23 protein-coding genes are annotated in these 25,672 nt (G+C 55.4%); 3 read left to right on the top strand and 20 right to left on the bottom strand.

The window, feature by feature from the left end; all coding sequences use genetic code 11:
- Positions 1-20: 20 nt before the first annotated feature.
- From B3729_RS03460 to B3729_RS03440, 5 genes are all read right to left on the bottom strand, one after another.
- Positions 21-1,316, bottom strand: a complete 1,296-nt coding sequence (locus B3729_RS03460; RefSeq protein ID WP_286787063.1) for a flavohemoglobin expression-modulating QEGLA motif protein — start codon at positions 1,314-1,316, stop codon at positions 21-23.
- 143 nt (positions 1,317-1,459) lie between these two features.
- Positions 1,460-2,962 carry a lysine--tRNA ligase gene (gene lysS, locus B3729_RS03455; RefSeq protein ID WP_286787062.1) on the bottom strand — a complete coding sequence of 501 codons (1,503 nt, stop codon included), beginning with the start codon at positions 2,960-2,962 and terminating at the stop codon, positions 1,460-1,462.
- 62 nt (positions 2,963-3,024) lie between these two features.
- Positions 3,025-4,120 (bottom strand): peptide chain release factor 2 gene (gene prfB, locus B3729_RS03450; protein ID WP_100217761.1). Its coding sequence is split into 2 segments (ribosomal slippage): positions 3,025-4,047 and positions 4,049-4,120, totalling 1,095 coding nucleotides; the frame shifts between segments, so codons are not numbered across the junction.
- A 250-nt stretch (positions 4,121-4,370) separates the two neighbouring features.
- Positions 4,371-5,993, bottom strand: coding sequence for an MFS transporter (locus tag B3729_RS03445; protein ID WP_010797606.1), 1,623 nt, complete (start codon positions 5,991-5,993; stop codon positions 4,371-4,373).
- Between the two features lie 122 nt (positions 5,994-6,115).
- Positions 6,116-7,783, bottom strand: coding sequence for a GMC family oxidoreductase (locus B3729_RS03440; protein ID WP_286787061.1), 1,668 nt, complete (start codon positions 7,781-7,783; stop codon positions 6,116-6,118).
- A 132-nt stretch (positions 7,784-7,915) separates the two neighbouring features.
- On the opposite strand from B3729_RS03440, the gene B3729_RS03435 reads away from it, so the two are divergent.
- Complete coding sequence (locus tag B3729_RS03435; protein ID WP_286787060.1) at positions 7,916-8,830, top strand: LysR family transcriptional regulator; 915 nt, start codon at positions 7,916-7,918, stop codon at positions 8,828-8,830.
- Here the strand turns inward: B3729_RS03435 and B3729_RS03430 are convergent, their stop codons facing one another.
- The 15 genes from B3729_RS03430 to ffh form a co-directional block, all read right to left on the bottom strand.
- Positions 8,831-9,547: a tellurite resistance TerB family protein gene (locus B3729_RS03430; RefSeq protein ID WP_286787059.1), complete on the bottom strand. Its 717-nt coding sequence runs from the start codon at positions 9,545-9,547 to the stop codon at positions 8,831-8,833.
- Between the two features lie 154 nt (positions 9,548-9,701).
- Complete coding sequence (locus tag B3729_RS03425) at positions 9,702-10,805, bottom strand: NADH:flavin oxidoreductase/NADH oxidase (protein WP_286787058.1); 1,104 nt, start codon at positions 10,803-10,805, stop codon at positions 9,702-9,704.
- A 98-nt stretch (positions 10,806-10,903) separates the two neighbouring features.
- Entirely contained in the window at positions 10,904-12,619 is a 1,716-nt protein-coding gene (gene recJ, locus B3729_RS03420; protein ID WP_286787057.1) for a single-stranded-DNA-specific exonuclease RecJ, read from the bottom strand.
- A 113-nt stretch (positions 12,620-12,732) separates the two neighbouring features.
- A complete protein-coding gene (locus B3729_RS03415) occupies positions 12,733-13,272 on the bottom strand; it encodes a YaeQ family protein (protein WP_286787056.1) in 540 nt (179 codons plus the stop codon).
- Between the two features lie 62 nt (positions 13,273-13,334).
- Positions 13,335-14,477, bottom strand: coding sequence for a GGDEF domain-containing protein (locus B3729_RS03410; protein WP_286787055.1), 1,143 nt, complete (start codon positions 14,475-14,477; stop codon positions 13,335-13,337).
- Between the two features lie 94 nt (positions 14,478-14,571).
- Positions 14,572-15,981, bottom strand: a complete 1,410-nt coding sequence (gene thrC / locus B3729_RS03405; RefSeq protein ID WP_286787054.1) for a threonine synthase — start codon at positions 15,979-15,981, stop codon at positions 14,572-14,574.
- Positions 15,982-16,039: 58 nt separating this feature from the next.
- A complete protein-coding gene (locus B3729_RS03400; RefSeq protein WP_239382880.1) occupies positions 16,040-17,344 on the bottom strand; it encodes a homoserine dehydrogenase in 1,305 nt (434 codons plus the stop codon).
- Between the two features lie 161 nt (positions 17,345-17,505).
- The gene (gene dsbC / locus B3729_RS03395; protein WP_286787053.1) at positions 17,506-18,234 is read right to left on the bottom strand and encodes a bifunctional protein-disulfide isomerase/oxidoreductase DsbC; all 729 of its coding nucleotides are present in this window, start codon (positions 18,232-18,234) and stop codon (positions 17,506-17,508) included.
- A 55-nt stretch (positions 18,235-18,289) separates the two neighbouring features.
- Entirely contained in the window at positions 18,290-19,180 is an 891-nt protein-coding gene (gene xerD / locus B3729_RS03390; RefSeq protein ID WP_372238859.1) for a site-specific tyrosine recombinase XerD, read from the bottom strand.
- Between the two features lie 15 nt (positions 19,181-19,195).
- A complete protein-coding gene (locus B3729_RS03385) occupies positions 19,196-19,615 on the bottom strand; it encodes an acyl-CoA thioesterase (protein ID WP_286787085.1) in 420 nt (139 codons plus the stop codon).
- A 98-nt stretch (positions 19,616-19,713) separates the two neighbouring features.
- Positions 19,714-20,064: a 50S ribosomal protein L19 gene (gene rplS, locus B3729_RS03380; RefSeq protein ID WP_019366570.1), complete on the bottom strand. Its 351-nt coding sequence runs from the start codon at positions 20,062-20,064 to the stop codon at positions 19,714-19,716.
- A 45-nt stretch (positions 20,065-20,109) separates the two neighbouring features.
- Positions 20,110-20,853 (bottom strand): tRNA (guanosine(37)-N1)-methyltransferase TrmD, encoded by a 744-nt coding sequence (gene trmD, locus B3729_RS03375; protein WP_019366571.1) that lies wholly within the window; start codon positions 20,851-20,853, stop codon positions 20,110-20,112.
- A gap of 3 nt (positions 20,854-20,856) precedes the next feature.
- The gene (gene rimM / locus B3729_RS03370) at positions 20,857-21,396 is read right to left on the bottom strand and encodes a ribosome maturation factor RimM (protein WP_122043137.1); all 540 of its coding nucleotides are present in this window, start codon (positions 21,394-21,396) and stop codon (positions 20,857-20,859) included.
- Positions 21,397-21,401: 5 nt separating this feature from the next.
- Positions 21,402-21,653 carry a 30S ribosomal protein S16 gene (rpsP, locus tag B3729_RS03365; protein ID WP_010797590.1) on the bottom strand — a complete coding sequence of 84 codons (252 nt, stop codon included), beginning with the start codon at positions 21,651-21,653 and terminating at the stop codon, positions 21,402-21,404.
- 156 nt (positions 21,654-21,809) lie between these two features.
- Positions 21,810-23,186, bottom strand: a complete 1,377-nt coding sequence (ffh, locus tag B3729_RS03360; RefSeq protein ID WP_010797589.1) for a signal recognition particle protein — start codon at positions 23,184-23,186, stop codon at positions 21,810-21,812.
- Positions 23,187-23,321: 135 nt separating this feature from the next.
- Between ffh and B3729_RS03355 the strand changes: the two genes are divergently transcribed.
- Both B3729_RS03355 and B3729_RS03350 read left to right on the top strand, forming a co-directional pair.
- Positions 23,322-24,122, top strand: coding sequence for a cytochrome C assembly family protein (locus tag B3729_RS03355; protein WP_286787052.1), 801 nt, complete (start codon positions 23,322-23,324; stop codon positions 24,120-24,122).
- A gap of 236 nt (positions 24,123-24,358) precedes the next feature.
- The gene (locus B3729_RS03350; RefSeq protein WP_286787051.1) at positions 24,359-25,669 is read left to right on the top strand and encodes an MFS transporter; all 1,311 of its coding nucleotides are present in this window, start codon (positions 24,359-24,361) and stop codon (positions 25,667-25,669) included.
- Positions 25,670-25,672: the final 3 nt, after the last annotated feature.

Raw genomic sequence — 25,672 nt, 5'->3', positions numbered from 1 at the left:
GACACAAGGCGTCGGCGTGGTCAAATGATATTGGCGTAATCCGCTTCGATTCGATCCAGGCTGAGATGGTTCAGGAAGTTGGAAAAACACATCCAGGCCGATAAGGCATTGAGATCCTGGAATTGGGGCGGCAGATATTTGGGCGGCGCGACCAGACCCTCTTCAACCAGCTGGCTCAGGATGCGCATGTCTTCCAGGGTGGTCTTGCCACAAAACAAGAGGGGAATCTGCTCTACCTTGCCCTTACGAACGGCCAGCTGAATGTAGTTGTAGATGAGAATGAAGCCCTTGAGATAGGAGAGGTCTTTGGTAAACGGTAATTCGGAAGGCGTAGAACCGCGGAATACGCGACTGGCATTCTGGTAACCATCCTCCAGGCTGTAACCCTGCTCCTCATAGAAGCGGAAGACATCCAGAAAATCAGCACCCTCCTCTGCCATATGAATGGCACGGGTACGATTGGTCAGCTTGCGCAGGCGTGAAGGGTAAGAAGTAAAGGCGATGACCTCCATGAGGATAGCCAAGCCTTCCTGCGTAACGGTGGACGATGGCGGTCCTTTCGAGAGAAAGGTGCAGATCGGCTGATTCTGACCGTTCAGTGTTGTCCCAACATGGACCAACCCCTCATGAACCTCCAACGCACGAATATCACGTTCGTTGAACATGGCGTCCGCCCGGATCTTGATGTAATCCGCACCTGCAGCAGCGTCGGCAACGATTCCATCTGACTCGAACACACGGATAGTGCCTTCGTCCTCTCCAAACACTGCACTCAGGCGCTGCTGCAGCATCGGTGCAGCTTCCTTGGCGGTGAGTGTCTTGGGCTCGTCTTTGAGATCGCTGCGCTTATCGATGTTGTTCAGATAGTCCGACATCATCATGCCTAGATCCGCCAGAGTCGGATCACCGGCATGAAAGGCATCGGACGCTGCCCCATAAAGTTCCTGGGAGATCAGGCCAAAATCTCGCGTCCCTCGCGCCTGAAGCATCCGCACGACCATGCGGTACTCACGGCACATACGCCGCATGATCTGCCCCACCGGGCTGAATTGCCCCAGGTGCCGGGTCACTTCCCGCTCGATGCTTTGAAACTCGCCCTTGACCTCATCCGGGTCAAACCCCAACGGCCGCTGCTCATAGTAGGCGCGATCCACCAGGGGTAGCATCTTGCCCTTGCCATCGAGAAAGCGCTGTTTGACCTCATCATCCCACTTCACCGCATCGAGAATCCGGATGGGGGCCTGGGCCGCCACGATACGATCGGAAAGCGTGCGAATCGTCTCTTGGTACTGGTTTTTCACCTTGCGTGAATTCATGCCCACCTCATTACAGGGAAGACAAACCCTGACGTATGCAGGATAGCGTATCGACTGCCTGGGTAGACGGCGGTTCGACAGATCTCGGTACGCCAGAAATAAAAGAACCGCCATAAAGGCGGTTCTTTGTTTACAGCAACTGCTTACAGCGGGCGCATATGCGGGAACAGAATTACGTCACGGATCGACGGAGAGTCGGTCAACAACATGACCAGACGGTCGATACCGATGCCCTCACCTGCCGTTGGCGGCATGCCGTACTCCAGCGCCGCCACGAAGTCGGCATCGAAATGCATGGCTTCGTCATCACCGGCGTTCTTATCGGCCACCTGAGCGTGGAAGCGCTCAGCCTGGTCTTCCGCATCGTTAAGCTCGGAATAGGCGTTGGCGATTTCACGGCCACCGATGAACAGCTCGAAGCGGTCAGTCACACTTGGATCGTCGTCGTTACGACGGGCCAGCGGAGAGACTTCGAACGGATACTGAGTAATGAACGTAGGCTGCTCCAGTTTGTGCTCGACCAGCTCTTCGAAAATCATGGTTTGTAGCTTGCCAAGCCCTTCGAAGCCTTTGACGTCCGCACCGGCCTTCTTGGCAATCGCACGTGCTTTCTCGATGTTGCGCAGATCATCAGCGCTGATCTCAGGGTTGTACTTCAGGATCGAGTCGAACACGGACAAGCGTGCAAACGGCTCACCGAAGTGGAAGACCTTGCCTTGGTATGGCACATCGGTGGTACCCAGAACCGCCATGGCCAGCTCGCGGAACAATTCCTCGGTCAGGTCCATGTTGTCTTCGTAATCGGCATACGCCTGGTAGAACTCAAGCATGGTGAATTCGGGGTTATGCCGAGTCGATACGCCTTCGTTACGGAAGTTGCGGTTGATCTCGAACACGCGCTCGAAGCCACCTACTACGAGGCGCTTCAGATAAAGCTCTGGAGCAATACGCAGGAACATATCGATATCCAGCGCATTGTGATGCGTCTCGAAGGGCTTGGCCGCCGCACCGCCTGGAATGGTCTGCAGCATGGGCGTTTCGACTTCGAGGAAGTCACGATCCCGCAGGAACTGGCGAATGTGAGCGATCACCTGCGAGCGTACACGGAACGTATGGCGGACGTCGTCGTTGACGATCAGGTCGACGTAGCGTTGACGGTAGCGCATCTCGGTATCGGTCAGGCCGTGATGCTTGTCAGGCAGAGGACGCAGAGACTTGGTCAGCAGACGAACATTGTCCATGTCTACATACAGGTCGCCCTTGCCGGAGCGGGCCAGTGTGCCCTCGGCCGCGATGATATCGCCCAGATCCCAGGTCTTGATGGCTTCCAGCGTTTCCGCTGGCAGCTTCTTGCGGTCTACATAAACCTGAAGCCGGCCGGTCATGTCCTGAAGAACCATGAACGCACCGCGGTTGAGCATGATGCGGCCAGCAATCTTGACCTTGATGCCCGCTTCGGCCAGCTCTTCCTTGCTTTTGCCTTCATAGGCCTTCTGCAGATCCGCACAGTAGCTGTCGCGGCGGAAGTCATTCGGGAACGCGATGCGCTGCTCGGCGCGCAGGGCTGCAAGCTTTTCCTTGCGCTGGGCAATCAGCTTGTTGTGTTCCTGCTCTTGGGCATGTTGGTCTAAAGGTTGTTCGCTCATGGTCTGGGTATTTCCATCACGGGATCAGCCCTCTCCTGTCGGAGAAGGCGTTTAAGGTAGTGTTACAGGCCCTGCTTGAGGCTGGCCTCGATAAACTCGTCCAGGTCGCCGTCCAGTACCGCATCGCAGTTGCTGTTCTCGATGCCGGTACGCAGATCCTTGATCCGAGACTGGTCGAGTACATAGGAGCGGATCTGGTGGCCCCAGCCGATATCGGACTTGGAGTCTTCCAACGCCTGGGAAGCGGCCGTACGTTTCTGCATTTCCTGCTCATACAACTTGGCCCGCAGCATTTTCATGGCGGTGTCCTTGTTGGCGTGCTGGGAGCGCTCGTTCTGGCAGCTGACCACCGTGTTGGTGGGCACGTGGGTGATACGCACCGCCGAGTCCGTGGTGTTAACGTGCTGACCACCCGCGCCGGAGGAACGGTAGGTATCGATCCGCAGGTCGGCTGGGTTGATCTCGATTTCGATGTTGTCATCGATCTCCGGCGAAACGAAGACGGCTGTAAACGACGTGTGGCGGCGGTTGCCCGAATCGAATGGACTCTTGCGAACCAGGCGATGTACGCCGATTTCAGTCTTGAGCCAGCCGAACGCATACTCACCCTTCACATGAACGGTTGCGCCCTTGATACCAGCCACTTCACCTTCGGAGAGCTCCATGATGGTCGTCTCGAAGCCGTGTTTGTCTGCCCAGCGCAGGTACATGCGCAGCAGCATATTAGCCCAATCCTGAGCCTCGGTGCCGCCGGAGCCAGCCTGGATATCGAGGTAGGCATTGTTCGGATCCATCTCGCCACTGAACATGCGACGGAACTCGAGCTTCTCGAGAATCTCGCGCAAACGCTCGACCTCAGTGGCCACATCGTTGACAGCGCCTTCGTCATTTTCCTCGGCAGCCATTTCCAGCAGGTCGTTTGCATCGGCCAGACCACCGGAAAGCTCATCAAGGGTTTCGACTACCTGAGCCAGCTGGGCGCGCTCCTTGCCAAGACTCTGAGCGTACTCAGGCTTGTTCCAGACGCTTGGATCTTCGAGCTCGCGCTCAACTTCGGTCAAACGATCTTTTTTATGATCGTAGTCAAAGATACCCCCGAATAGTCTGGGTACGTCCGGTAAGGTCTTTGATACTGTTCAGAATCGGGTTGATTTCCATGGCTGGCAATCACTCGCGGAAAACGTGGAAAAGCCTGCGAGTATACTGCAACCGGCTACGATCCGGCAGCCTTTGCCGGTGTTTGTTCGTCCCTCCGTTATTCAGCCCCTCCGAGTGGCCTACAGCAGCATGGAAAAGCACTGCTGCAGGCTCTAGTCGACTCATGCCGCTTGGCGCCTACCGGTACGACATTCGATACAGGCGGCACAGTTTACAGCGCGGCCTACACAGCCCAGACCTTTGAGTGCGCTTAATCTGCGTGAATATCGACATGACGGGTCTCACGCAGGAACAGCAGGCCTACCACCAGACTGCCCCCAGTAATAAGCACTGGATACCACAGGCCATAAAAAATATCGCCGGTATACACGACAAGCGCAAAGGACACGGTAGGCAACAGACCGCCGAACCAGCCGTTGCCAACGTGGTATGGCAGCGATAAAGAGGTATATCGGATACGGGTCGGAAACAACTCCACCATCAATGCTGCCAATGGACCATACGTCATTGTGGCGATCAGAATCAGCGCAACGATCAACAGCACGACCATGCCCTGATTGATGGCCGCCGGATCAGCCTTTTGTGGATAACCGGCTGCGTCCACTGCTGCGCTCAGGGTAGCCGCATCATAACCGCGTACTTCCTGTTGCCCTACCCGTACGACGATCTCACTGCCAGCGGCACCTTCAGCGGTCTGATAAGGCAGGCCGCGCTTTACCAGAAGTGCCTTGACCCGATCGCACGGACTGTCGAAGCGTGCCTTGCCGACAGGATCGAACTGGAAGGTACAGGTGGCAGGATCCGCCTCGACGGTAATCGGTGCCTGCCGGCTGGCCATATCAATCTCCGGATTGGCGTAATGCCCCAAAGCCTTGAAGATTGGAAAATAGCAAACCGTTGCCAGCAGCAGTCCTAGCATCATAATCGGCTTGCGACCGACCTTATCGGACAGCCAACCAAAAAAGACAAAGAAAGGCGCACCGATGACAATCGAGATGATAAGCAGCGTATTAGCCAGGGCGGCGTCCATCTTGAGCATTTGCGTCAGAAAGAACAGGACGTAGAACTGCGCGGTATAAAAAGTTACTGCCTGGCCGGCATTGATGCTGAATAACGCAATCAACACAACGCGCAAATTGCTCCAGCGGGTGAACGAATCCCTAATAGGAGAATGACTCGTCTTGCCTTCGGACTTCATTTTGAGAAACGCCGGGGACTCGTGCATCGACAGACGAATCCAGGTTGAGATACCCAACAGCACAATCGAAAACAGGAACGGCAAGCGCCAGCCCCAGGTTTCGAAGGCGTCACCGGTCAGCTTTCGACAGACCAGAATGACCAACAGTGAAAGCAGAAGCCCAAGGGTTGCTGTTGACTGAATCCAACTGGTATAGCTACCCCGCTTGCCAGCCGGTGCGTGTTCAGCCACATAAGTGGCGGCTCCTCCATATTCGCCACCCAGCGCCAGCCCCTGAAGCAATCGCAACGTAACTAACAAAATGGGGGCGGCAAGTCCGATGGAGGCATAGGTAGGCAACAATCCAACCCCAAAGGTAGAAACACCCATCAATAGGATAGTTGCCAGAAATGTATATTTGCGGCCGATCTTGTCGCCTAGCCTGCCAAAGACCAGCGCACCAAACGGCCTGACCAGAAAACCCGCCGAAAAAGCCAGCAGGGCAAAAATGAAGGCGGTAGTTTCGTTGACACCTGCAAAGAACTGCTTGCTGATCACGGCCGCCAGAGCGCCATAGAGAAAAAAGTCATACCACTCGAACACAGTTCCCAAAGAAGAAGCAAAGATAACCTTGCGCTCTTCACGGGTGCTGCTGACGGTGCGGCTGTAGCCGCTGGCCTGGGCATACTCTGCCATGCTTGTCTCCCGACCCTCGTGGGGTCTCAGTGTCTGTTGTCATTGTTATTCACTGCGGGACGCCAGAACCTCATACGGCCTGTTCAAGCGGTACTGCCTTCGTTGAGATTGCCTTGTGTTGCTCAGATTGCCAGCCGCTCCGGCTCACGTCGGATCGTCTGGGCAGCATGGGTCAGCCGCTCGTCTCGCTGGCTTGCCACTATCAGTTCGGCCGCCTTCTGCGCGATCATCAACGTAGGTGAGCAGGTATTACCCGACACGATAGTGGGCATGATCGACGCATCGGCAATACGTAGCCCCGGTATCCCATGAACGCGCAACTGAGCATCCACGACCGCCTCGGGACCTGCCCCCATCTTGCAGGTCCCCACAGGATGAAAGATGGTAGTACCAATACTGCCGGCAGCCATTCTTAGCTGCTCCTCTGTCTGAAAGTCCGGACCCGGCAGGTACTCTTCCGGTGCATAAGGTGCCAGGGCCGGCGAGCCGACAATACGTCGTGTTAGACGAATAGCATCGGCAGCGACCTTGAGATCCGCCTCATGGCTGAGATAGTTCGGCTGGATCAGCGGCGCAGCATCTAGTTCTGCCGAACGAATTTCCACTCGCCCCCGGCTCTCTGGCCGCAGGTTGCACACTGAGGCCGTGAATGCTGGAAAGGTGTGCAGCGGCTCGCCGAAGCGATCCAGCGACAATGGCTGAACATGGTATTGCAGATTGGCAGACGGTTGGCTCGGCTCGGAGCGAGCGAAAGCACCCAGCTGGCTCGGCGCCATGGCCAGCGGGCCGCGGCGTCCGAATGCGTACTGCAGGCCCATGTTCAGCTTACCCCATAGGCTACTGGCCATTTGATTGAGCGTATGAATACCCGAGACCTTGTAGATCAGCCGTAACTGCAGGTGATCCTGAAGGTTTGCACCAACGCCGGGCAGTTCATGTTGAACACCAATCCCGAGCCGCTCCAATAGCGGTCGCGGGCCAATACCCGAGCGCTGCAAGATGGCGGGAGAGCCTATGGCACCGCTGCACAGGATAATTTCCCGACGCGCGATAAAGCGCTGCAATTGCCCCTTCCGTACGACCTGAACGGCACGGGCCCGTCCGTCCTCCAGGATGACCCGATCCGCCTCGGCATTGGTCACGATCGTCAGGTTGGCTCGCTGCCGGACAGGCTTGAGAAAGGCCTTGACTGCGTTCCATCGAACTCCGCTACGTTGATTGACCTGAAAGAAACCACAGCCTTCATTGTCACCCGTATTGAAGTCTTCGACCGAAGGAATGCCCGACTCTGCCGCTGCGCGACGGAATGTTTCGAGAATATCCCAGCTCAGGCGCTGTTTCTCGACGCGCCACTCACCACCCGCCCCATGCAGCTCAGACGCTCCTGCGTAGTGATTCTCCATGCGCCTGAATAGCGGCAAGACATCCTGCCAACCCCAACCGGCATTACCCGCAGCCGCCCACTCGTCATAGTCACGCGCCTGACCACGCATATAAATCATGCCGTTGATAGAAGAGCAACCTCCCATCACCTTGCCGCGCGGATAACCCAGCGCCCGCCCGTTGAGACCAGGTTCGGGCTCGGTCTTGAAACACCAGTCAGTACGGGGATTATTGATACAGTAGAGATAGCCGACAGGGATGTGAATCCAGGGATAGGTATCACGGCCGCCCGCCTCTAGAAGCAACACGCGAACCGAAGGATCAGCCGATAGCCGATTGGCCAGCAGGCAACCGGCAGGACCTGCGCCAACGATGACATAGTCGTATGAATTCGGAAGAGTGGTCATCAGAACATCTGCTCTTGTTGTACTTGTTATTGCTCTTCATGCTAGACGGAGTATTTCAGAACAAGAACAATCATTTTCAGGCAGCCGTTGTTCAAAAATGCACAGCAGTTACCTAGGTGAGGAGTCACGCGAATGTTCAACTGGGACGACCTCCGCTTCTTTCTGGAGCTACAGCGCAGCGGGCGCTTGCTATCCGCGGCCAGGCGTCTGGGAACCAGCCACACGACCGTCGCTCGGCACATCGAATCGCTCGAACGCACCCTGGGCACGCAGCTTCTCGTTCAGCACACCCAGGGGTATCAGCTCACACCAGCCGGTCAGGCATTACTCAAGCATGCCGAGGCCATGGAGGAATCCGCCCTTCTGGCGCAGGAAGAAATGACCTGTAGCGTAAATCCCCTGGGCCAGGTTCGCCTTGGGGTGACGGAAGGACTGGGCACGGGCTTCCTGGCCGGGCGGCTGGCAACCTTACTGGAGCGCTATCCGGGCCTTGAAATCGAGCTGGTCTCGGTTCCCCGCTTTGTCAGTATTACCAACCGGGAGGCGGACATCGCCATTACGCTCGAGCGGCCTAGCGCTGACTTGGTCATCGCTCGAAAACTCAGCAGCTATTGTCTCCAGCTGTACGCCAGTCCAGCTTATCTAGAAAAAGCACCTCCCCTCCACTCCCGGGAAGATCTCTCCCGCCAACGCTGGATTGGCTACGTAGACGACCTGATATTCACCAAAGAACTGCTTTTTCTCCAGACAATGTGCAAGCACCCGCAAGTAGCATTCCGGAGCACCAGCGTGCTGGCTCAGCAAATGGCGGCTCAGGCGGGAATCGGCATTGCCATCCTTCCCTACTACCTGGGAAGCCGCGATCCCCTGTTGATACCAGTCCTGTCGCAGGAGCGCGTCATTCGGCACTACTGGATATCATCGCGCCGAGAACTTCATCGAACGGTGCGGCTGCGCGTTGTCTGGGATTTTCTGGTTGGCCTGTGCGAGCAACACCAACATGTCTTGATGGGCCAGGCCGCCGAGCAAGACGGCCCGGACGCATGATCAGCCCTTGGCCTTGCTATCCAGCTCAGCCCGGAGGGCAGGATCCAGGTTTAGATGACGCGCCAGCTCGTCGAGATAGGCCTTTTCCATCACTTGCTGATCATCGGCCATCAACAGACTTGCCAGGTAAATCTCGGCAGCCATTTCCGGCGTCTTGGCGCTGGCAGCAATTTCGGCAGGGTCCAGTGGCTTATTGATTTCCTGACGCAGCCAATTCTGAAGCTCAGGATCCTCTGCATGTCGATTCATTTCGTCATCAATGAGCTTACGCTCCTGATCATCGATATGCCCGTCTGCCTTGGCTGCCGCAATAAGTGCCTTCAGAATGGCCTGACTGTGCTGCTCCACCTTTCCTTCCGGCGCACGATCCACTGTCTGAGGCTCGGTCTGAGGCGCATTGGCCTGGCTTTTCTGCCAGTTTGTATAAGCCTGGTAGGCCAGGGTACCCAGCGCGACCAGCCCACCATACTTGGCCATCCGGCCACCTCCCATACGGCTGGCGCCCTTGCCGCGCAAAAGCATCCCTAACACACTGGCGGCCAGCGCTCCGCCGCCCGCACTCGACAGCATGCCGCCCAGAGGATCTTTCGACGAAGGGGTTTGAAACTTCGTATTACCTTGATTCAACTTTCCAAGTGCACCGGACAGGCCGCCCTGCTTGGCGAGCATGTCCTGCCCTGTCTTGAGTAATTGATCCAGCAGGCCACGTGTTTGCATCATTGCTCTCCAGATAATGGCAGATACCTATTAGGGCAAGACACACCGGCAGATGGTTCATGCAGCGGAGCGCTCTTCTGCTGCGAGATATTGCAAGGACGCTTGGAGGGAGGATTAAACAGGGCGAACCTACTGGAAGCTCGCCCTGACAGGGTCAATCGAACGATAGCGGCTTGCGAAGGGGCGTATCCCGGTGTGCCGCGCGAACGTACTGTGCGGGCCAGGAAACCTTGTCGCGCAATGCTTCAGCGGCCTGCAGCGGCCAGTGCGGATCACGCAGCAGTTCGCGTGCCAGCAGTACCACATCGGCCTGACCGGTACGAATGATGTGCTCAGCCTGGGCCGCATCGGTAATCATGCCAACGGCGCCACTGGCAATCTCAGCCTCCTTGCGAACCCGCTCTGCAAATTGCGTTTGATAACCTGGGCCTACCGGGATTTCGGCGTTTGCCGCAGTACCTCCCGAGGAGACATCAATCAGATCGACACCCAGGGGTTTCAAGCGCTTGGCCAGCTCTACCGTCTCGTCTACATTCCAGCCATCTTCTACCCAATCGGTTGCCGATAACCGAACAAAGACAGGCAGCTCATCAGGCCAGACTGCTCGAATGGCTTGTGTAACCTCCAACAGGAAACGGATACGGTTATCGAAACTGCCACCGTATTGATCGCTACGCTGGTTTGAAATCGGTGAAAGAAACTGATGTAGCAGATAACCGTGGGCCGCGTGGATTTCAGCAACCTTGAACCCGGCAGCCAGTGCGCGCTCGGCTGTTGCGATAAAGGCTTTGGTGAGACCGGCAATACCCTCAGCATCCAGCTCGGTAGGACGTGTGTGCTGGGGGTCAAAGGCTATCGCTGACGGAGCTACGGGAACCCAGCCACCTTCAGCGATGGGAACGCTGCCGTGCTTGCCTTCCCAAGGACGCCACGTACTGGCTTTACGCCCGGCATGGGCAATCTGGATACCTGGTACCGCGCCCTGTGACTGAATGAATTGAGTGATGCGGCGCAGCGGCTCGATCTGCTCGTCCTTCCATAGACCCAGATCCTGTGGAGTAATACGACCTTCTGGCGTAACGGCAACAGCTTCACTGATGACCAGACCCGCGCCACCAACGGCACGGCTGCCCAGGTGGACCAAGTGCCAATCATTGGCGAAGCCGTCTTCGCTTGAATATTGGCACATGGGGGAAACTACAACGCGGTTCGGAAGCGTCAGTTGGCGAAGGGTAAAAGGCTCAAAAAGTTTGCTCATGATCGCTCTCGGCACAAGGACTTGAATCTATTAGAGCCTTACTTTGCCGGAATGATCAATTCGATAGCAATGCAACTATTTTTATGAGGCCTATTACTTCACTTGGGCGTCAGGTGAACCACAATCAGCTGCACGCTTTCCTGACCACGAAATTCGTTCACATCCAGGCGGTAGGCGGCTTCGACCCAGCGAATTTGCGGATTCGGCCAGACCTCGCGATTAATGTTGAACGCAATGCCGTCCAGTTGAATGCCTCCGCACTCACTCTTCAAAACCAGCTTCAAATGCCGCTCACCTACAATACGCTGCTGCACGACCTCAAACACACCGTGAAACATCGGCTCGGGGAAATGCTGCCCCCAGGGGCCGGCATGCTTGAGTGTACGTGCAATCTCCAGCTGAAAATCGCAGGTTTCCAGCGAACCGTCCGACTGCAAACGCCCTGTCAGATCATCCTCGACTAGATGCCGTCTGACTTCCGCATCAAAAGCGGCAGCAAACGCACCGAAATTCTCCTGAGGCAGTGACAGCCCCGCTGCCATGGCGTGCCCGCCGAACTTAGTGATTAGCCCAGGATGACGCGCCGCAACAGCATCCAGCGCATCACGGATATGAAACCCCGGAACCGAACGTGCCGAGCCCTTGAGCATGCCGTCACCGGCATCGGCAAAGGCCAGCGTGGGCCGGTGGTAACGTTCCTTGAGACGAGACGCCAGAATACCAATGACGCCCTGATGCCATTCGGGATCAAACAGGCACAACCCGAACGGCATATCATCCTTGGGCAATTCCTTGAGCTGCGCCAAGGCCTCACGCTGCATGCCCTGCTCGATTAGTTTTCGATCCTTATTGAGCTGGTCCAGTTGGACAGCCATGTCCCGTGCAAGGGCTTCGTCCTCGCACAGCAGGCACTCGATTCCAAGCGACATATCATCCAGCCGCCCAGCCGCATTCAGGCGCGGCCCCAGAATGAATCCCAGGTCAGTAGAAGTAATCTTACCCGGCTGCCGCCCAGCTACCTCCAGCAATGCTCTAAGCCCCGGACGAGCGCGACCGGCACGTATACGAGCTAATCCCTGATGGACCAGAATCCGGTTATTGGCGTCCAGCGGGACCACGTCGGCAACACTGCCCAATGCGACCAGATCCAGCAGCTCAGCCAGATTAGGTTCTTTGATGTTCAGCGCATCGAACCAGCCCTCTTCACGCAGCCGCGTCCGCAGTGCAAGCATCACGTAGAAGATAACGCCCACGCCAGCAATGCACTTGCTGGGAAACTCACAGGCAGGCTGGTTGGGGTTAACGATCGCATGAGCAGCGGGTAACTCATGGCCCGGCAAATGGTGATCGGTCACCAGCACGCGCATTCCTGCGGCTTTGGCGGCTTCGACACCGTCTATGCTGGAAATTCCGTTATCCACGGTCACCAGTAGATCAGGCTGGCGCTCCCGGGCAACCGCGACGATTTCAGGCGTTAGCCCATACCCGTACTCAAAGCGATTGGGAACAAGGTAATCGACCCAAGCGGCGCCCAGGCTGCGCAAGGCAAGAACCGCCACACTGGTAGCGGTTGCGCCATCAGCGTCAAAATCACCCACGACCAGGATGCGTTGACGCTTGGCCAGCGCATCGACCAGCAATTCGATGGCGTCATCCATCCCCTTGAACAACCGATAGGGATGTAACCGCGCCAGCCCTTTTTCAAGCTCATCAGCACTCTTCACACCACGCGCGGCATAAAGACGGGTCAGTAGCGGCGGAAGATCACCCAGATCAGGCAACTCATCCGGCAGGGAACGAAGTTCGATACGCATTGATTACTCAAGCATTACAACAGAAATAGAGAACAGGCCGAACAGACGGCTCAAGCCATGGATAGATTCAAGATGCGTCTGCTTCCATGGCTTTTAAAGCGTTTTCCGATGAATCAACGCTCACCCATTAACCAGTCGAAATGAAGCTCGTGTTGACCACGCTCGTCCGTCACGAACACAGTCCCCTCACTGATCATTACACTCCAGCTGATCGAGCGTGGCAGGTCAGTAGCCAATGCAGCCAGCGGCTCAACAGGCACCGCTGCAATGTTCAGGTTCTTCAACATCTTTACCGAATCGACTACCTTGCTCTGCCAGACCCGTAAATTGCCATAGGCAAGCAAGCTGACCCGCTCCGCACGGCGAGAACACCAAACCAGGCGCTCAGCATCAGGCTGCCCTACTTCAATCCAATGCAGTACACGATCATCGAGACTCTTTTCCCAAAGGGCAGGCTCATCTACATCGGAAAGTCCCCGACCAAACCCAAGCTGCTCGCCGTACCACAAGGCGTACCCCAGGATGCGCACAGCCAGACGCTCTTCGGTTTCGGAGGGATGACGAGCAACGGTAAAACGCAGGTTCTCGTAGACGCTGCGGTCCAGATCCGTCAGGTTAAGTTCAACTTTATAAGGCGTGGCTTGCAGGGCCATGAATGTCCGCTCGAAAGTAAAGCTGACCAGTGTACCGTGAAAACGCCTGAAAAGTGGCTTGCTCAGACAGGCTGGCTAATGACACTTCGATTCTTGCCGAGCCCCTTGGCTTCATATAATCCCTTATCAGCCAGGGCAATCAGCGAATCAAGCACATAACCCGCCTCCGCCGAACTGGCTACACCAATGCTGATACTCAAGGAAACCCCTGCTACCCGTGAGCATGAAGCAAATTCCTTCCGTATCCGCTCAGCCATTTGATACGCCGCTTCAGTAGTGGTGTCTGGTAGCAGGCACGCAAACTCTTCGCCGCCCAAACGACCAAAAACATCACCTTTTCGAAGCCGCATCCTGGCCACCTCACAAAAGGCTACCAATGCTTGGTCTCCAGCCTGATGACCATGCCTGTCATTGAGCTGTTTGAAATTATCCATATCACACAGTAGCAATGTCACAGGGCCATGCTGAACCTGGCAGTGACGCAGCATGTTTTCGCTGTCTTCGACGAAGGACCGTCGATTGCCAATACCTGTCAGCGAGTCCGTCAACGAGGCTTGCCGGTAACGCCTCTCCGTTCGTTGCTGCACCATGGCTGTCGCCGCAAACGTCAGACCAATGCTGTACAACAAGGTCTCGAGCAGCAGAAACGCCGCAAAGTCGATTCCATGACTTTCCCCGGCGAACGGCAGTGAGCGATCCAGAAAGAAACGACCGACATAAAAAGCACTGTGCAATCCAAACAGACTGAACAAGGCCGCCAGCGATACCTGATTTTCGTTCCGGGAGCGCCAGAGTTCATAACCTGCCAACACGGTATAGCTGACAATTACCAGCGAGCTCAGTTGAATTCGCGCAGCCAGCGAGCCGTAAAAGGCGGGAATCAGACAGGCAAGCAACCATAGGACACTTCCAGCCCACACTCCGGACCAGAGTACTCGTCGTCCGGAAAAAGCCCGCATGGCAGTCCACCCCATGGCATAACAGACATGAACAAGCACGTTCCCCAGCACGATAGGCAACGCATCCATTCCTCGTCCACGCAGGCTACCTATTACCAGCCCCAGCGCGCCCGACCATAGCATCACGCACAGAAAGCCCAGAGTTGCCTCGCGGCTCCCTCTTGCCCATGCAAATAACATCAGCACGCCAAGCAGAACGAGTACATACACATTGGTCACAAGTAGCGTAGGCATGCTCAAAGTCACGGCAGCCCTCCTGGCAGTACGCGTGTCAATCAAACGAGCAAGGGGAAGCTGGTCAGGAGCGAATGCCAGAACAGCATCCGCCCCTGAATGCTATTTAGAGCGGCCTGCCGCAATTACCATGTTGAGCGACAAAAGCCTGTACCGCCTCAATGGCGTTAGGCAGCACAGTGCAGCGCTCCTCGCGTTGGAATAGATCGCTCAGGTGAGCCGGAAGCTCCAGCGCCTTACCAATACCGGCCTTCTCGACCGCGTCAGGAAACTTGACGGGGTGTGCTGTTCCCAGCACTACCATCGGTGTAGACAGGTTACGACGACACTCTCGCGCCGCCTTGACGCCAATTGCTGTATGCGGATCAAGCACCTCGCCGGTACGCTTGAAGACATCAGCGATGGTAGCGCACGTGTCTTCATCACTTACCGCCAATGAATCAAACAGCTTACGCGCTTCAACCCAACGATCTTCTTCAACGGAGAGCCTGCCCGTGGCCTTGAACGTGCTCATCAGCTCGGCCAACGCCACACCGTTACGTCCGTGCAGGTCGAACAACAAACGTTCGAAGTTGGACGACACCATGATATCCATGGAGGGCGATAGCGAGGCGTGCAACGTTTCCTTGAAATACTGGTTGCCGCTCATGAAGCGATGCAGGATATCGTTGCGATTGGTTGCTACAACAAGCTGACTTACAGGCAGCCCCATGTTACGCGCCAGGTATCCTGCGAATATATCGCCAAAGTTACCGGTCGGGACCGAGAACGCTACAGAGCGCGCTGGGGCACCTAACTGCAGCGCTGCATGGAAGTAGTAAACGATCTGGGCCATGATGCGCGCCCAGTTGATCGAATTTACGGCAACCAGACGCGTGCCCTTGAGGAAGCTCTGATCGGCAAAACTCGCCTTCACCATCTCCTGACAATCATCAAAATTGCCTTCGATGGCGATGTTATGGATATTTTCACCAAGGATGGTCGTCATCTGACGGCGCTGGACCTCAGATACACGCTGGTGAGGATGCAGAATGAAAATGTCTACATTCTCGCAACGACGGCAGCCCTCAATAGCTGCAGACCCCGTATCGCCCGAAGTGGCGCCGATGATCACGACACGCTCATCCCGCTTGAGCAGAATATGATCCAGCAGACGGCCCAGCAGCTGTAGTGCGAAATCCTTGAACGCCAGGGTTGGGCCATGGAAAAGCTCCATCACCCATTCATTGGCATTGAGCTGACGCAGCGGCGCAATCGCACTGTGAGCGAATGCGCCATACGTTTCCTCAAGAATCTGTTTGAAGTCGGTATCGCTGATACTGCCCTCAACGAACGGGCGCATGACGCGGAATGCCAACTCGTGGTAAGGCAGCCCAGCCCAGGAAGCAATCTCTTCCTGAGTAAACCGCGGCAGATTTTCCGGCACATACAGACCTCCGTCACTGGCCAGGCCAGCCAACAGAACGTCTTCGAAATTCAACGCTGGCGCATTGCCGCGGGTGCTGATGTAACGCATCGATTTAACCTTCAATTAGAGCAGCTGATAGCCGGATCCATCATCCGGCCGGCCTGGATCAGTTCAGATGTTCGACTCGGATACGAACAACAGCCCCTACCACATCCTCAAGTGACTCAAGCGCCTTGATGGCTTCATTCATATGCTGTTCATGTACCCGGTGGGTCAGCAGAATCATGGGAATCAAGCCGTCATGTTCCTCGGCTTCCTTTTGCATGATCGACTCTATATTGATGCCACGCTCCGACAGGATACTTGCCACCTGGGCCAACACCCCCGGATGGTCCTTGGCCTGGATGCGCAGGTAATAGGCGCTCTCACAGGCTTCGATAGGCAATACCGGATGATCGGACAAAGCGTCAGGCTGGAAGGCCAGGTGCGGAACGCGATTTTCCGGATCTGACGTCATGGCACGTACCACATCGACAAGATCAGCCACTACGGAGGAAGCCGTTGGCTCCATACCAGCGCCTGCGCCATAAAACAGTGTCGAACCCACCGCATCACCGTTAACCATGACGGCGTTCATTACCCCATTTACGTTGGCAATCAGGCGATCGGCTGGGATCAGGGTGGGATGAACACGTAGCTCAATACCCTTCTCGGTGCTGCGCGCAACGCCCAGGTGCTTGATGCGGTAACCCAGCGCCTCGGCATAACCAACGTCGGCCGTGGTCAGCGTGGTAATGCCTTCGGTGTAGGCCTTATCGAACTGAAGCGGAATACCAAAGGCAATGGATGCCAGAATAGTAAGTTTATGCGCCGCATCGATACCTTCAACATCAAAGGTTGGATCCGCCTCGGCATAACCGAGCGCCTGAGCTTCCTTGAGTACGTCTTCGAACGTACGGCCCTTTTCGCGCATTTCGGTCAGGATAAAGTTGCCAGTACCGTTGATGATTCCCGCCACCCAATTGATGCGGTTAGCCGCAAGGCCCTCACGCACAGCTTTGATAACAGGAATGCCTCCAGCAACCGACGCCTCGAAGGCTACGATGATGCCTTTTTCACGCGCCCTGGCAAAAATCTCGTTGCCATGCACTGCGATCAACGCCTTGTTTGCGGTAACCACATGCTTGCCGTTGTTGATTGCACGCATGACCAATTCACGGGCCACTGTGTAACCACCAATCAGCTCGACCACCACGTCGATTTCCGGGTTATCCACCACAGCGAACACATCGTCGGTAATCGGGGTAATACCGGTATCACACTTGGGATTAGGACGACGCTGAGCAATCTGTGCTACTTCAATACCACGGCCGGCACGACGTGCAATCTCTTCAGCGTTTCGTTTGAGCACATTGAAAGTACCGCCACCCACGGTACCCAGTCCGCAAATACCCACTTTTACCGGTTTCACGCTTTATTCCCCTGCTGTAGGCCTCGGTAGAACACCCGGGCTGATAAAAACTTGGAAACGGAGTTTACCTCAAGCACGCCGCTTGGCTGCCACGTATCGCTCAGGCTTATCGTCAAGACCAAACGGCCGAGCTTAGCTCGGCCGTCATGACTGCACTATACCTATTTACCGGCTGCCAGCGCGTCATTTACCAATTCTGACGCTGGCTGGTAACCAGGAATCATATGTCCATTGGCAAGAATAATGGCAGGCGTGCCCTGAATGCCAATCTGTTGCCCCAAAGTGAACTGCTTCGCAACCGGATCATCACAGGAAGCAGCCTTGATTTCCTTACCCTCGAACATGCGCTCCATCGCCTCGGCCCGATCCTTGGAGCACCATACTGCCTCAAGCTGCTTATACCCCGCCGAATTTAAACCCTGACGCGGGAATGCCAGATAACGCACCTCGATACCCTGCTTGTTCAACTTGGGAACTTCGGCGTGTAGTTTCTGGCAATAAGGGCATGTGGTATCCGTAAAAACGGTAATGTGAGCTTTCGTCTCGCCCACGGCCGGAAAGACGACCATCTGCTGCTTGTCCAAACCATTGATCTGCTTGGCCACTGCTGCATTTTCAGCCTGTTCCGTCAGGTTAACGGCGTGACCGTCCTTATACTGGTACAGGTATCCTTGAACGATGTATTGCCCATCAGCACTGGCATACAGGATACGCCCGCCCTTGAGCTGAACCTCATAAAGGCCTTCAAAAGGACTTTTTCCAATCGACTCGATACCCAGATCAGGCTGTAATGCACTCAAGGTCTTACGGATAGCCTGCTCGGATTCAGCCATTGCAAAAGTACTTGCGAGCCCCAGGCAAATCGCCAGCACCAAACGACTAATGCGCATGAATAACTCCTGTGAACAATAGCTGCCAGCCTACCACAGAGGCCGACCCTACAATTTAACCGCGAGGATGATGTTCCGCATGCAGAGCCTGCAAACGAGCCCGGGCGATATGTGTGTAAATCTGGGTTGTCGAAAGGCTTGAATGCCCTAAAAGCATTTGTACGGTACGCAAGTCAGCACCATGATTGAGCAGATGGGTTGCAAAGGCATGGCGCAGCGTATGGGGTGAAAGCGGCTTATCGATACAGGCCACCTGGGCGTGCAGCTTGATGCGGTGCCAAAAGGTCTGCCGTGTCATTTCAGTCCCACGCAGGCTCGGAAACAGCACATCAGATGCCAACCCGTTCTGTAACAGGCCGCGCGCTTCCTTCACATACCGCTCCAGCCAATTGATAGCCTCCTCCCCCAAAGGAATCAGACGCTCCTTGTTTCCCTTGCCAAACACCCGCATCGAGCCCTGTCGCAGATTTACCTGCTGAAGCGTCAACCCAACCAGCTCGCTGACTCGAAGACCTGTTGCATACAGTACCTCCAGCATGGTTCGATCACGCAAGCCCAGCGGGTCATCAGTATCCGGTGCGGCAAGCAATGCCTCGACATCTGCCTCGGACAAGCTTTTGGGTAGAGGCGCGCCAAGGCGAGGCATGTCGACCTGTAGCGTAGGATCAACATCGATCAGTCCTTCACGAACCGCATATCGATAAAAACCACGAACGCTCGACAGAAAACGCGCCGTTGAGCGTGCCTTGTAACCCTTGTCCAGCCGCCAGGCCAAGTGATCAAGAATCATCTCTCGACCAGCTTTTTCAAGCGAAACGCCCTGCTCCGTCAACCAGGCGTTGAACTGCCCTAAATCATTGGAATAGGCGTCACGCGTGTGTTCGGATAAGCCTTTCTCAAGCCATAAGGCATCCAAAAATCGATTGATGTACGGATGATCTCGCATCGGCAGTGTTACAACTCAGGAGTGTTGAGGGAAGTCCGGCAGAACAGCGACGGGACGCTTATCCTCATCGATCGCAACAAAGCTAAAAGCACCACTGATCGCCAGTTCACGTCCTTCGTTATACATACTCTCGAGGTAAACCTCGACACCCACCTTGATGCTGGTATTACCCACTTTTATCACTCGACCAATCAGCTCAACGATAGAGCCACCTGGAATGGCGTGATTAAAATCGATACGGTCGGTCGATACTGTTACCAGCGGCAAACGGCAAAACCGTGTCGCCGTAATGAAAGAGACTTCATCCATCCACGCCATCGCCTGCCCGCCAAATAACGTGTGATGATGATTGGTATTAGGAGGAAATACCGCTTTGGCCACGCGCGTTTCAGACAGCTCTGTTCGGCGTGCGATTTCTTGCTCTCTAGGGGTCATGGACATCCGGGAACTCGCTTAGCTAACTCACCATACTGACTTTTCATCCACGCAACAAAAAAGCAGCCCTAGGGCTGCTTTTTTGTAGAATCGCTGAATTAAGCCAGCTTTTCCTTGATACGTGCTGCCTTGCCAGACAGTTCGCGCAGGTAGTACAGCTTGGCTTTACGAACATCACCGCGACGCTTGACGCTGATGCTGTCGATCATGGGGCTGTAAGTTTGGAAGGTACGCTCTACACCTACACCGTTGGAAATCTTGCGAACGGTGAAAGCACTGTTCAGGCCGCGGTTACGCTTGCCAATTACAACGCCTTCAAAGGCCTGCAGACGCTGACGGTCGCCTTCCTTTACTTTTACTTGAACGATTACAGTATCACCGGGCGCGAAAGCCGGGATTTCCTTGTTCATTTGTTCAGCTTCAAGCTGTGCAATAATCTTGTTGGTCATGCTAGTGTGCTCCTAAGACAAGCCGTCAGACCTGCCATCGATACGTTAACTATCGTCCTGTTGACGAAGGAATTCCGCCAACAGCTTCTGCTCTTCTCCAGAAAGCGAGCGTCTTTCCAGAAGATCAGCGCGCCGTTTATAGGTCCTTCCAAGGGACTGCTGTAAACGCCAACGCCGGATATGCTCGTGATTACCACTGAGCAGCACATCAGGTACCCGCCGTCCCTCATACACCTCAGGTCGAGTGTAATGAGGACAATCGAGCAGACCGTCCGTAAACGAGTCCTGCTCGGCGGAATCTACATGCCCCAACGCTCCAGGCAGTAGCCTCGTCACCGCATCGATCAGGACCATTGCTGGCAGCTCGCCGCCAGACAGCACATAGTCACCAATCGACCATTCTTCATCAACGTGCGCTTCAATAAAGCGCTCGTCGATACCTTCGTAACGACCAGCAATCAGAATGAGGTGTTCTTCTTTCGCCAGCTCCTTCACCCCTTGCTGCGACAGCTGTCGCCCTTGAGGGGAAAGGTAAATTACTTTTACCGAGCCCTCAGCCTTGCTGCGTGCATCATTCAATGCCCGCTCCAATGGCTGAATTTTCATCACCATGCCGGGACCACCCCCAAAAGGACGATCATCAACAGTCTGATGCCGGTCTTCGGTATAGTCCCGCGGATTCAGGCAATTGAGTTGAAGTAACCCCTGCTTGACCGCACGACCAGTAATTCCGAAATCACGGACGGCTGTGAATACTTCAGGAAAGATACTGATGACGTCGACACGCATGATTTAAAAATCCGCGTCCCAGTCAACCCGCATCTCACCTGCCACTAGATCAATCGACTTGACGAATTGCTCCAAAACATAGGGCAACAAACGTTCGCGATCGTCCAGACTGCCGACACATGGTTTTACCACCATGACATCGTTGGAACCAGTCTCAAGCAAATGATCCACCACGCCGAGCATCTGCCCTTCCTGGTTGATCACTTTCAGCCCTTCGAGCTGGTACCAGTAGTAATCACCTTCGTTCAGGCCTGGAAGCTCATGGCGAGGCACACAAATTTCGAACCCTGAAAGGGCTCGTGCCTCTTCGCGATCATCCAGACCTTTAAGCTTGGCCGTCAGGACTTTGCCGTGAAGGCTGCCCTTTACCAAACTTATCTTGCGGATTTCGCCATCACGACGCAGCGTCCAATGACGATACTCCAGCAGATTGTCCAAGGGGTCGGTGAAGGAATAGACCTTCACTTCGCCACGCACGCCATACACCGAGACAATCTTACCGAGGACAACCAGGTCCTCTTCAGGCGCAGGCGTCTGACTCATAAATTTCAGGCAGTTGCCTTAGCAGAGTCCTTGAGCAGCTGAGCAACGCGCTCAGACGGCTGTGCACCGTGGCTCAGCCAGTAGCTAGCGCGCTCGGAGTCAACAGACAAACGGATTTCATTACCGGAAGCAACCGGATTGAAGAAGCCGATGCGCTCAACGAAACGACCATCACGGGCGTTACGGCTGTTGGTCACGGTCAGGTGATAGAAGGGGCGCTTCTTGGAGCCACCACGGGCAAGACGGATGGTTAACATGTGAACTTTGTTCCTGTAGTCGGTGCTTTACAAATGTTACGCACGCTGGGCCTCAGGCCCGAAAGGCCGCATATTCTAAGGATAATCCGAGCGATTGCAAACTCTTTTTCCCTATCTTATGCAGGGCTGATCGCCCAACGGCAGCAACCTGGGGATTTACAGCTTGGGCATTCCTCCTGGGAACATGCCACCCATGCCACGCATAAGCTTTGACAAGCCGCCTTTGGAGGTCACCTTTTTCATCATTTTCTGCATCTGCTTATGCTGCTTGATGAGGCGTCCTACATCTTGTACCTGGGTTCCGGAACCCATGGCGATTCGACGCTTACGCGAGCCGCTGATCGTTTCTGGATCACGGCGCTCAGCAGGCGTCATGGAGTCGATAATAGCCTCCATCTGCTTGAACTGTTTTTCGGCTGCTCCCTGAGCATTTCCCATCTGGGACAAATTGACACCACCCATCATGGTAGGAAGCTTGTCCATAAGCGAGCCAAGGCCGCCCATACTCTTCATCTGGCGAAGCTGGTCACGGAAGTCTTCCAGATCGAACCCTTTGCCCTTCTTGAGCTTCTTGGCCAGCTTTTCGGCTTTTTCCTTATCCAGGTTCTGCTCGGCCTGCTCGATAAGGCTGAGCACATCGCCCATACCCAGAATACGGGAAGCAATACGATCAGGATGGAAAGGATCCAGCGCCTCGCTCTTTTCTCCCATACCCAGGAACTTGATCGGCTTGCCTGTAATGGCTCGCACGGACAATGCCGCACCGCCACGGGCATCACCGTCGACCTTGGTCAGCACGACGCCTGTCAAGGGAAGCGCGTCATTGAAGGCCTTGGCGGTATTAGCCGCGTCCTGACCCGTCATGGCATCCACAACAAACAGCGTTTCGGCAGGCTTGATTGCGGCATGAACCTGCTGGATTTCAGCCATCATTTCTGCATCGACATGCAAACGACCAGCGGTATCCACGATTACGACATCAATGAACTTGAGCTTGGCTTCACGCACAGCAGCTTCGGCGATCGCAACAGGCTTTTGGCTGATATCGGAGGGATAGAACGTAACGCCGACCTCATGAGCCAGGGTTTCCAACTGCTTGATCGCGGCAGGACGATAGACGTCAGCAGAGACAACAAGAACGCTTTTCTTCTTGCGCTCTTTCAGGAAGCGCGCCAGCTTGCCTGCTGTAGTGGTCTTACCTGCACCTTGCAGACCGGCCATGAGAATAACGGCCGGTGGAGAGACATTGAGAGCCAGATCTTCGTTTGCAGCTCCCATCAGCTCTTCGAGCTCGGCTCGAACGATTTTCACGAAGGCCTGGCCAGGAGTGAGGCTCTTGGAGACTTCAGTGCCTACGGCACGGTCCCTGACCTTATTGACGAAATCCTTGACGACCGGCAACGCCACGTCCGCCTCAAGGAGCGCCATGCGCACTTCACGCAGCGTGTCCTTGATGTTGTCTTCGGTCAATTTTGCCTTGCCAGTGATATGGCGAAGGCTCTGTGAGAGTCTATCTGTCAGGTTTTCAAACATGCAAATGCGTCCAAAACTGGCGGCAGGTTGTGAAGTATAACGAAGAGGACGTCGGCTGGCATCGTCTACAGTCTTCCTTGAACACTGGCATCTGTGCCAAACTCATCCGCTTTCGGCTCAGTGATTCAAGGATTTATGTCATCCCTGTTGCCCAGCCTGACGGCTGCCCTTCTCTATAGTGTCGCCACGGCCTATCAAAGTGTGTGTCTGACCACGCGCAAGCGTCCCAACAATACCCTTTTGGTCTCGTTGGGCGTAGTGGCGTTGCTCGCCCATGGCGCGGCCTTGTTCATTCAGCTGATTCTACCTAGCAGTCTTTCGCTGGACTTTTTTGATGCGTCCAGCCTGATCGCGGCGGTAGCCATACTCCTGATTCTGCTCGGCTGCATCCGCATGCCGTTACAGACATTACTGGTACTGATTTATCCCTTAGGCGCCATCACGACGCTCCTGGCTGACGTGTTACCGTCGGGCACTGTTCAACCGATTGATATCACGCCGGGCATATTAACCCATGTCCTGCTCTCGATTGTTGCCTACGGTCTGTTAACACTGGCTGTTTTTCAATCGTTGCTGTTATTGATTCAGGACAGGCAGCTCAAGAACAAGCACCCATCGGGGCTGATCCGGAGCTTCCCACCTCTGCAAACCATGGAAAGCCTGCTGTTTGGTTTTCTGTGGGCGGGTTGGGCTGTATTGTCCTTGTCCCTGATTTCCGGCTGGCTGTTTCTCGAAGACATGCTTGCCCAGCACCTGGTACACAAGACGGTTCTGTCCTGTGTGGCGTGGATCTTGTTCGGCGTCCTGCTGTGGGGGCGTCATCGCATGGGCTGGCGTGGACACAAGGCCATCCGCTGGACCTTGGCCGGCTTCTGCCTGTTGATGCTCGCGTATTTCGGCAGCAAGCTGGTGCGTGAATTCATCCTGCATATCTGAAGATCGCCTCATAGGCACCTTGCCCTTCGCAAGCCTTGCCGGAAACGGCAAGGCTTGTCCATAATCCAAAGGCTTACCCAGCTAAACGTCTCTCTCTGCGGTTACCCCTTCGTCGATAGAGCCGCGTCATAACAGGCTAACGATTCACATCCGCACCGGATGATTACGCACCTGTGCCCTACCCGGGCAAGCGTACGAGTCAGGCCATAAAAAAACGACAGCGCCTGGGATCTCCAATGACTGCTACCGCAACCTACGAGGCGGAACCTGTTTCGTCTGCCGCGCCTGCAAACTCTACAGCCCGTATCGCAACGGCAAGCTTTATCGGCACGGCTATCGAGTTTTACGATTTTTATGTCTACGCTACCGCCGCCGCACTCGTCATCGGCCCGGTGTTCTTTCCACAAACATCTGCGATTGCGCAAACACTCAGCGCATTCATCACCTTTGGCATCGCTTTCTTGGCCCGTCCTCTCGGCTCTGCACTGTTTGGCCATTTCGGCGATCGGATTGGTCGAAAATCCACTCTAGTGGCTTCGCTCCTCTTGATGGGTGTTTCGACCACTCTGATCGGCCTGCTCCCTGGCTATGCCAGCATAGGTGGCTGGGCCCCCGTGCTGTTGTGCGTTTTCAGATTCGCCCAAGGGCTTGGGCTGGGCGGAGAATGGGGTGGCGCCGCGCTGCTGGCAACGGAAAATGCGCCGAAGAACAAGCGAGCCTGGTTTGGCATGTTTCCTCAACTGGGCCCGTCTATCGGCTTTCTTGCGGCTAACGGCTTGTTTCTCGCGCTGGCCGTGCTGCTATCGGACGAGCAATTCAAGGCCTGGGGCTGGCGAATTCCTTTCATCCTGAGCGCCGCCTTGGTAATGGTTGGTCTTTATGTCCGCCTCAAACTGAGTGAAACGCCAGTGTTTGCTAAAGCCATGGAGCGACACGAAAAGCTACGTCTTCCATTAACCGAAGCAATTACCAAGCACTGGCATCCCATGCTGCTGGGCGCCTTATCCATGGTGGTGTGCTATGCGTTGTTCTATATCTCAACGGTGTTTTCGCTGAGCTATGGCGTTAAAACACTAGGGTTCAGCCGAGAGGGCTTTCTAGGGCTCCTGTGCTTTGCCGTTCTGTTCATGACTCTGGCTACACCTCTGTCGGCCTGGCTTGCCGACCGTTATGGCCGCAAACCAGTTCTGGCAATCAGTGCAGCCGCCGCCCTGCTGTCAGGCTTTGCCATGGAGCCGCTGCTTACCCATGGCTCAACAGGTAGCATTGCGCTTTTCCTGGCGCTGGAGCTGTTTCTCATGGGTATGACGTTCGCACCGATGGGCGCGCTGTTACCGGAGATTTTCCCCACACACGTCAGGTATACCGGCGCCTCGGCCGCGTATAACCTTGGCGGCATCCTGGGTGCCTCGGTAGCGCCTTATATTGCGCAGAAGCTGGCCGATACCGGAGGCTTGAGCTGGGTAGGAGGTTATGTTTCCGCAGCGGCGCTGATCAGCTTGATTGCCGTACTGTGCCTTAAGGAAACACGAGATCGGGAATTGTAATCA

Origin of the sequence: Pseudomonas sp. UBA3149 (assembly GCF_002364655.1) — a bacterium.
GTDB classification, from domain to species: domain Bacteria; phylum Pseudomonadota; class Gammaproteobacteria; order Pseudomonadales; family Pseudomonadaceae; genus Chryseomonas; species Chryseomonas luteola.
Note: the sequence above shows the minus strand (reverse complement) of the source record. Positions and strands in the feature narration are given on the sequence as shown.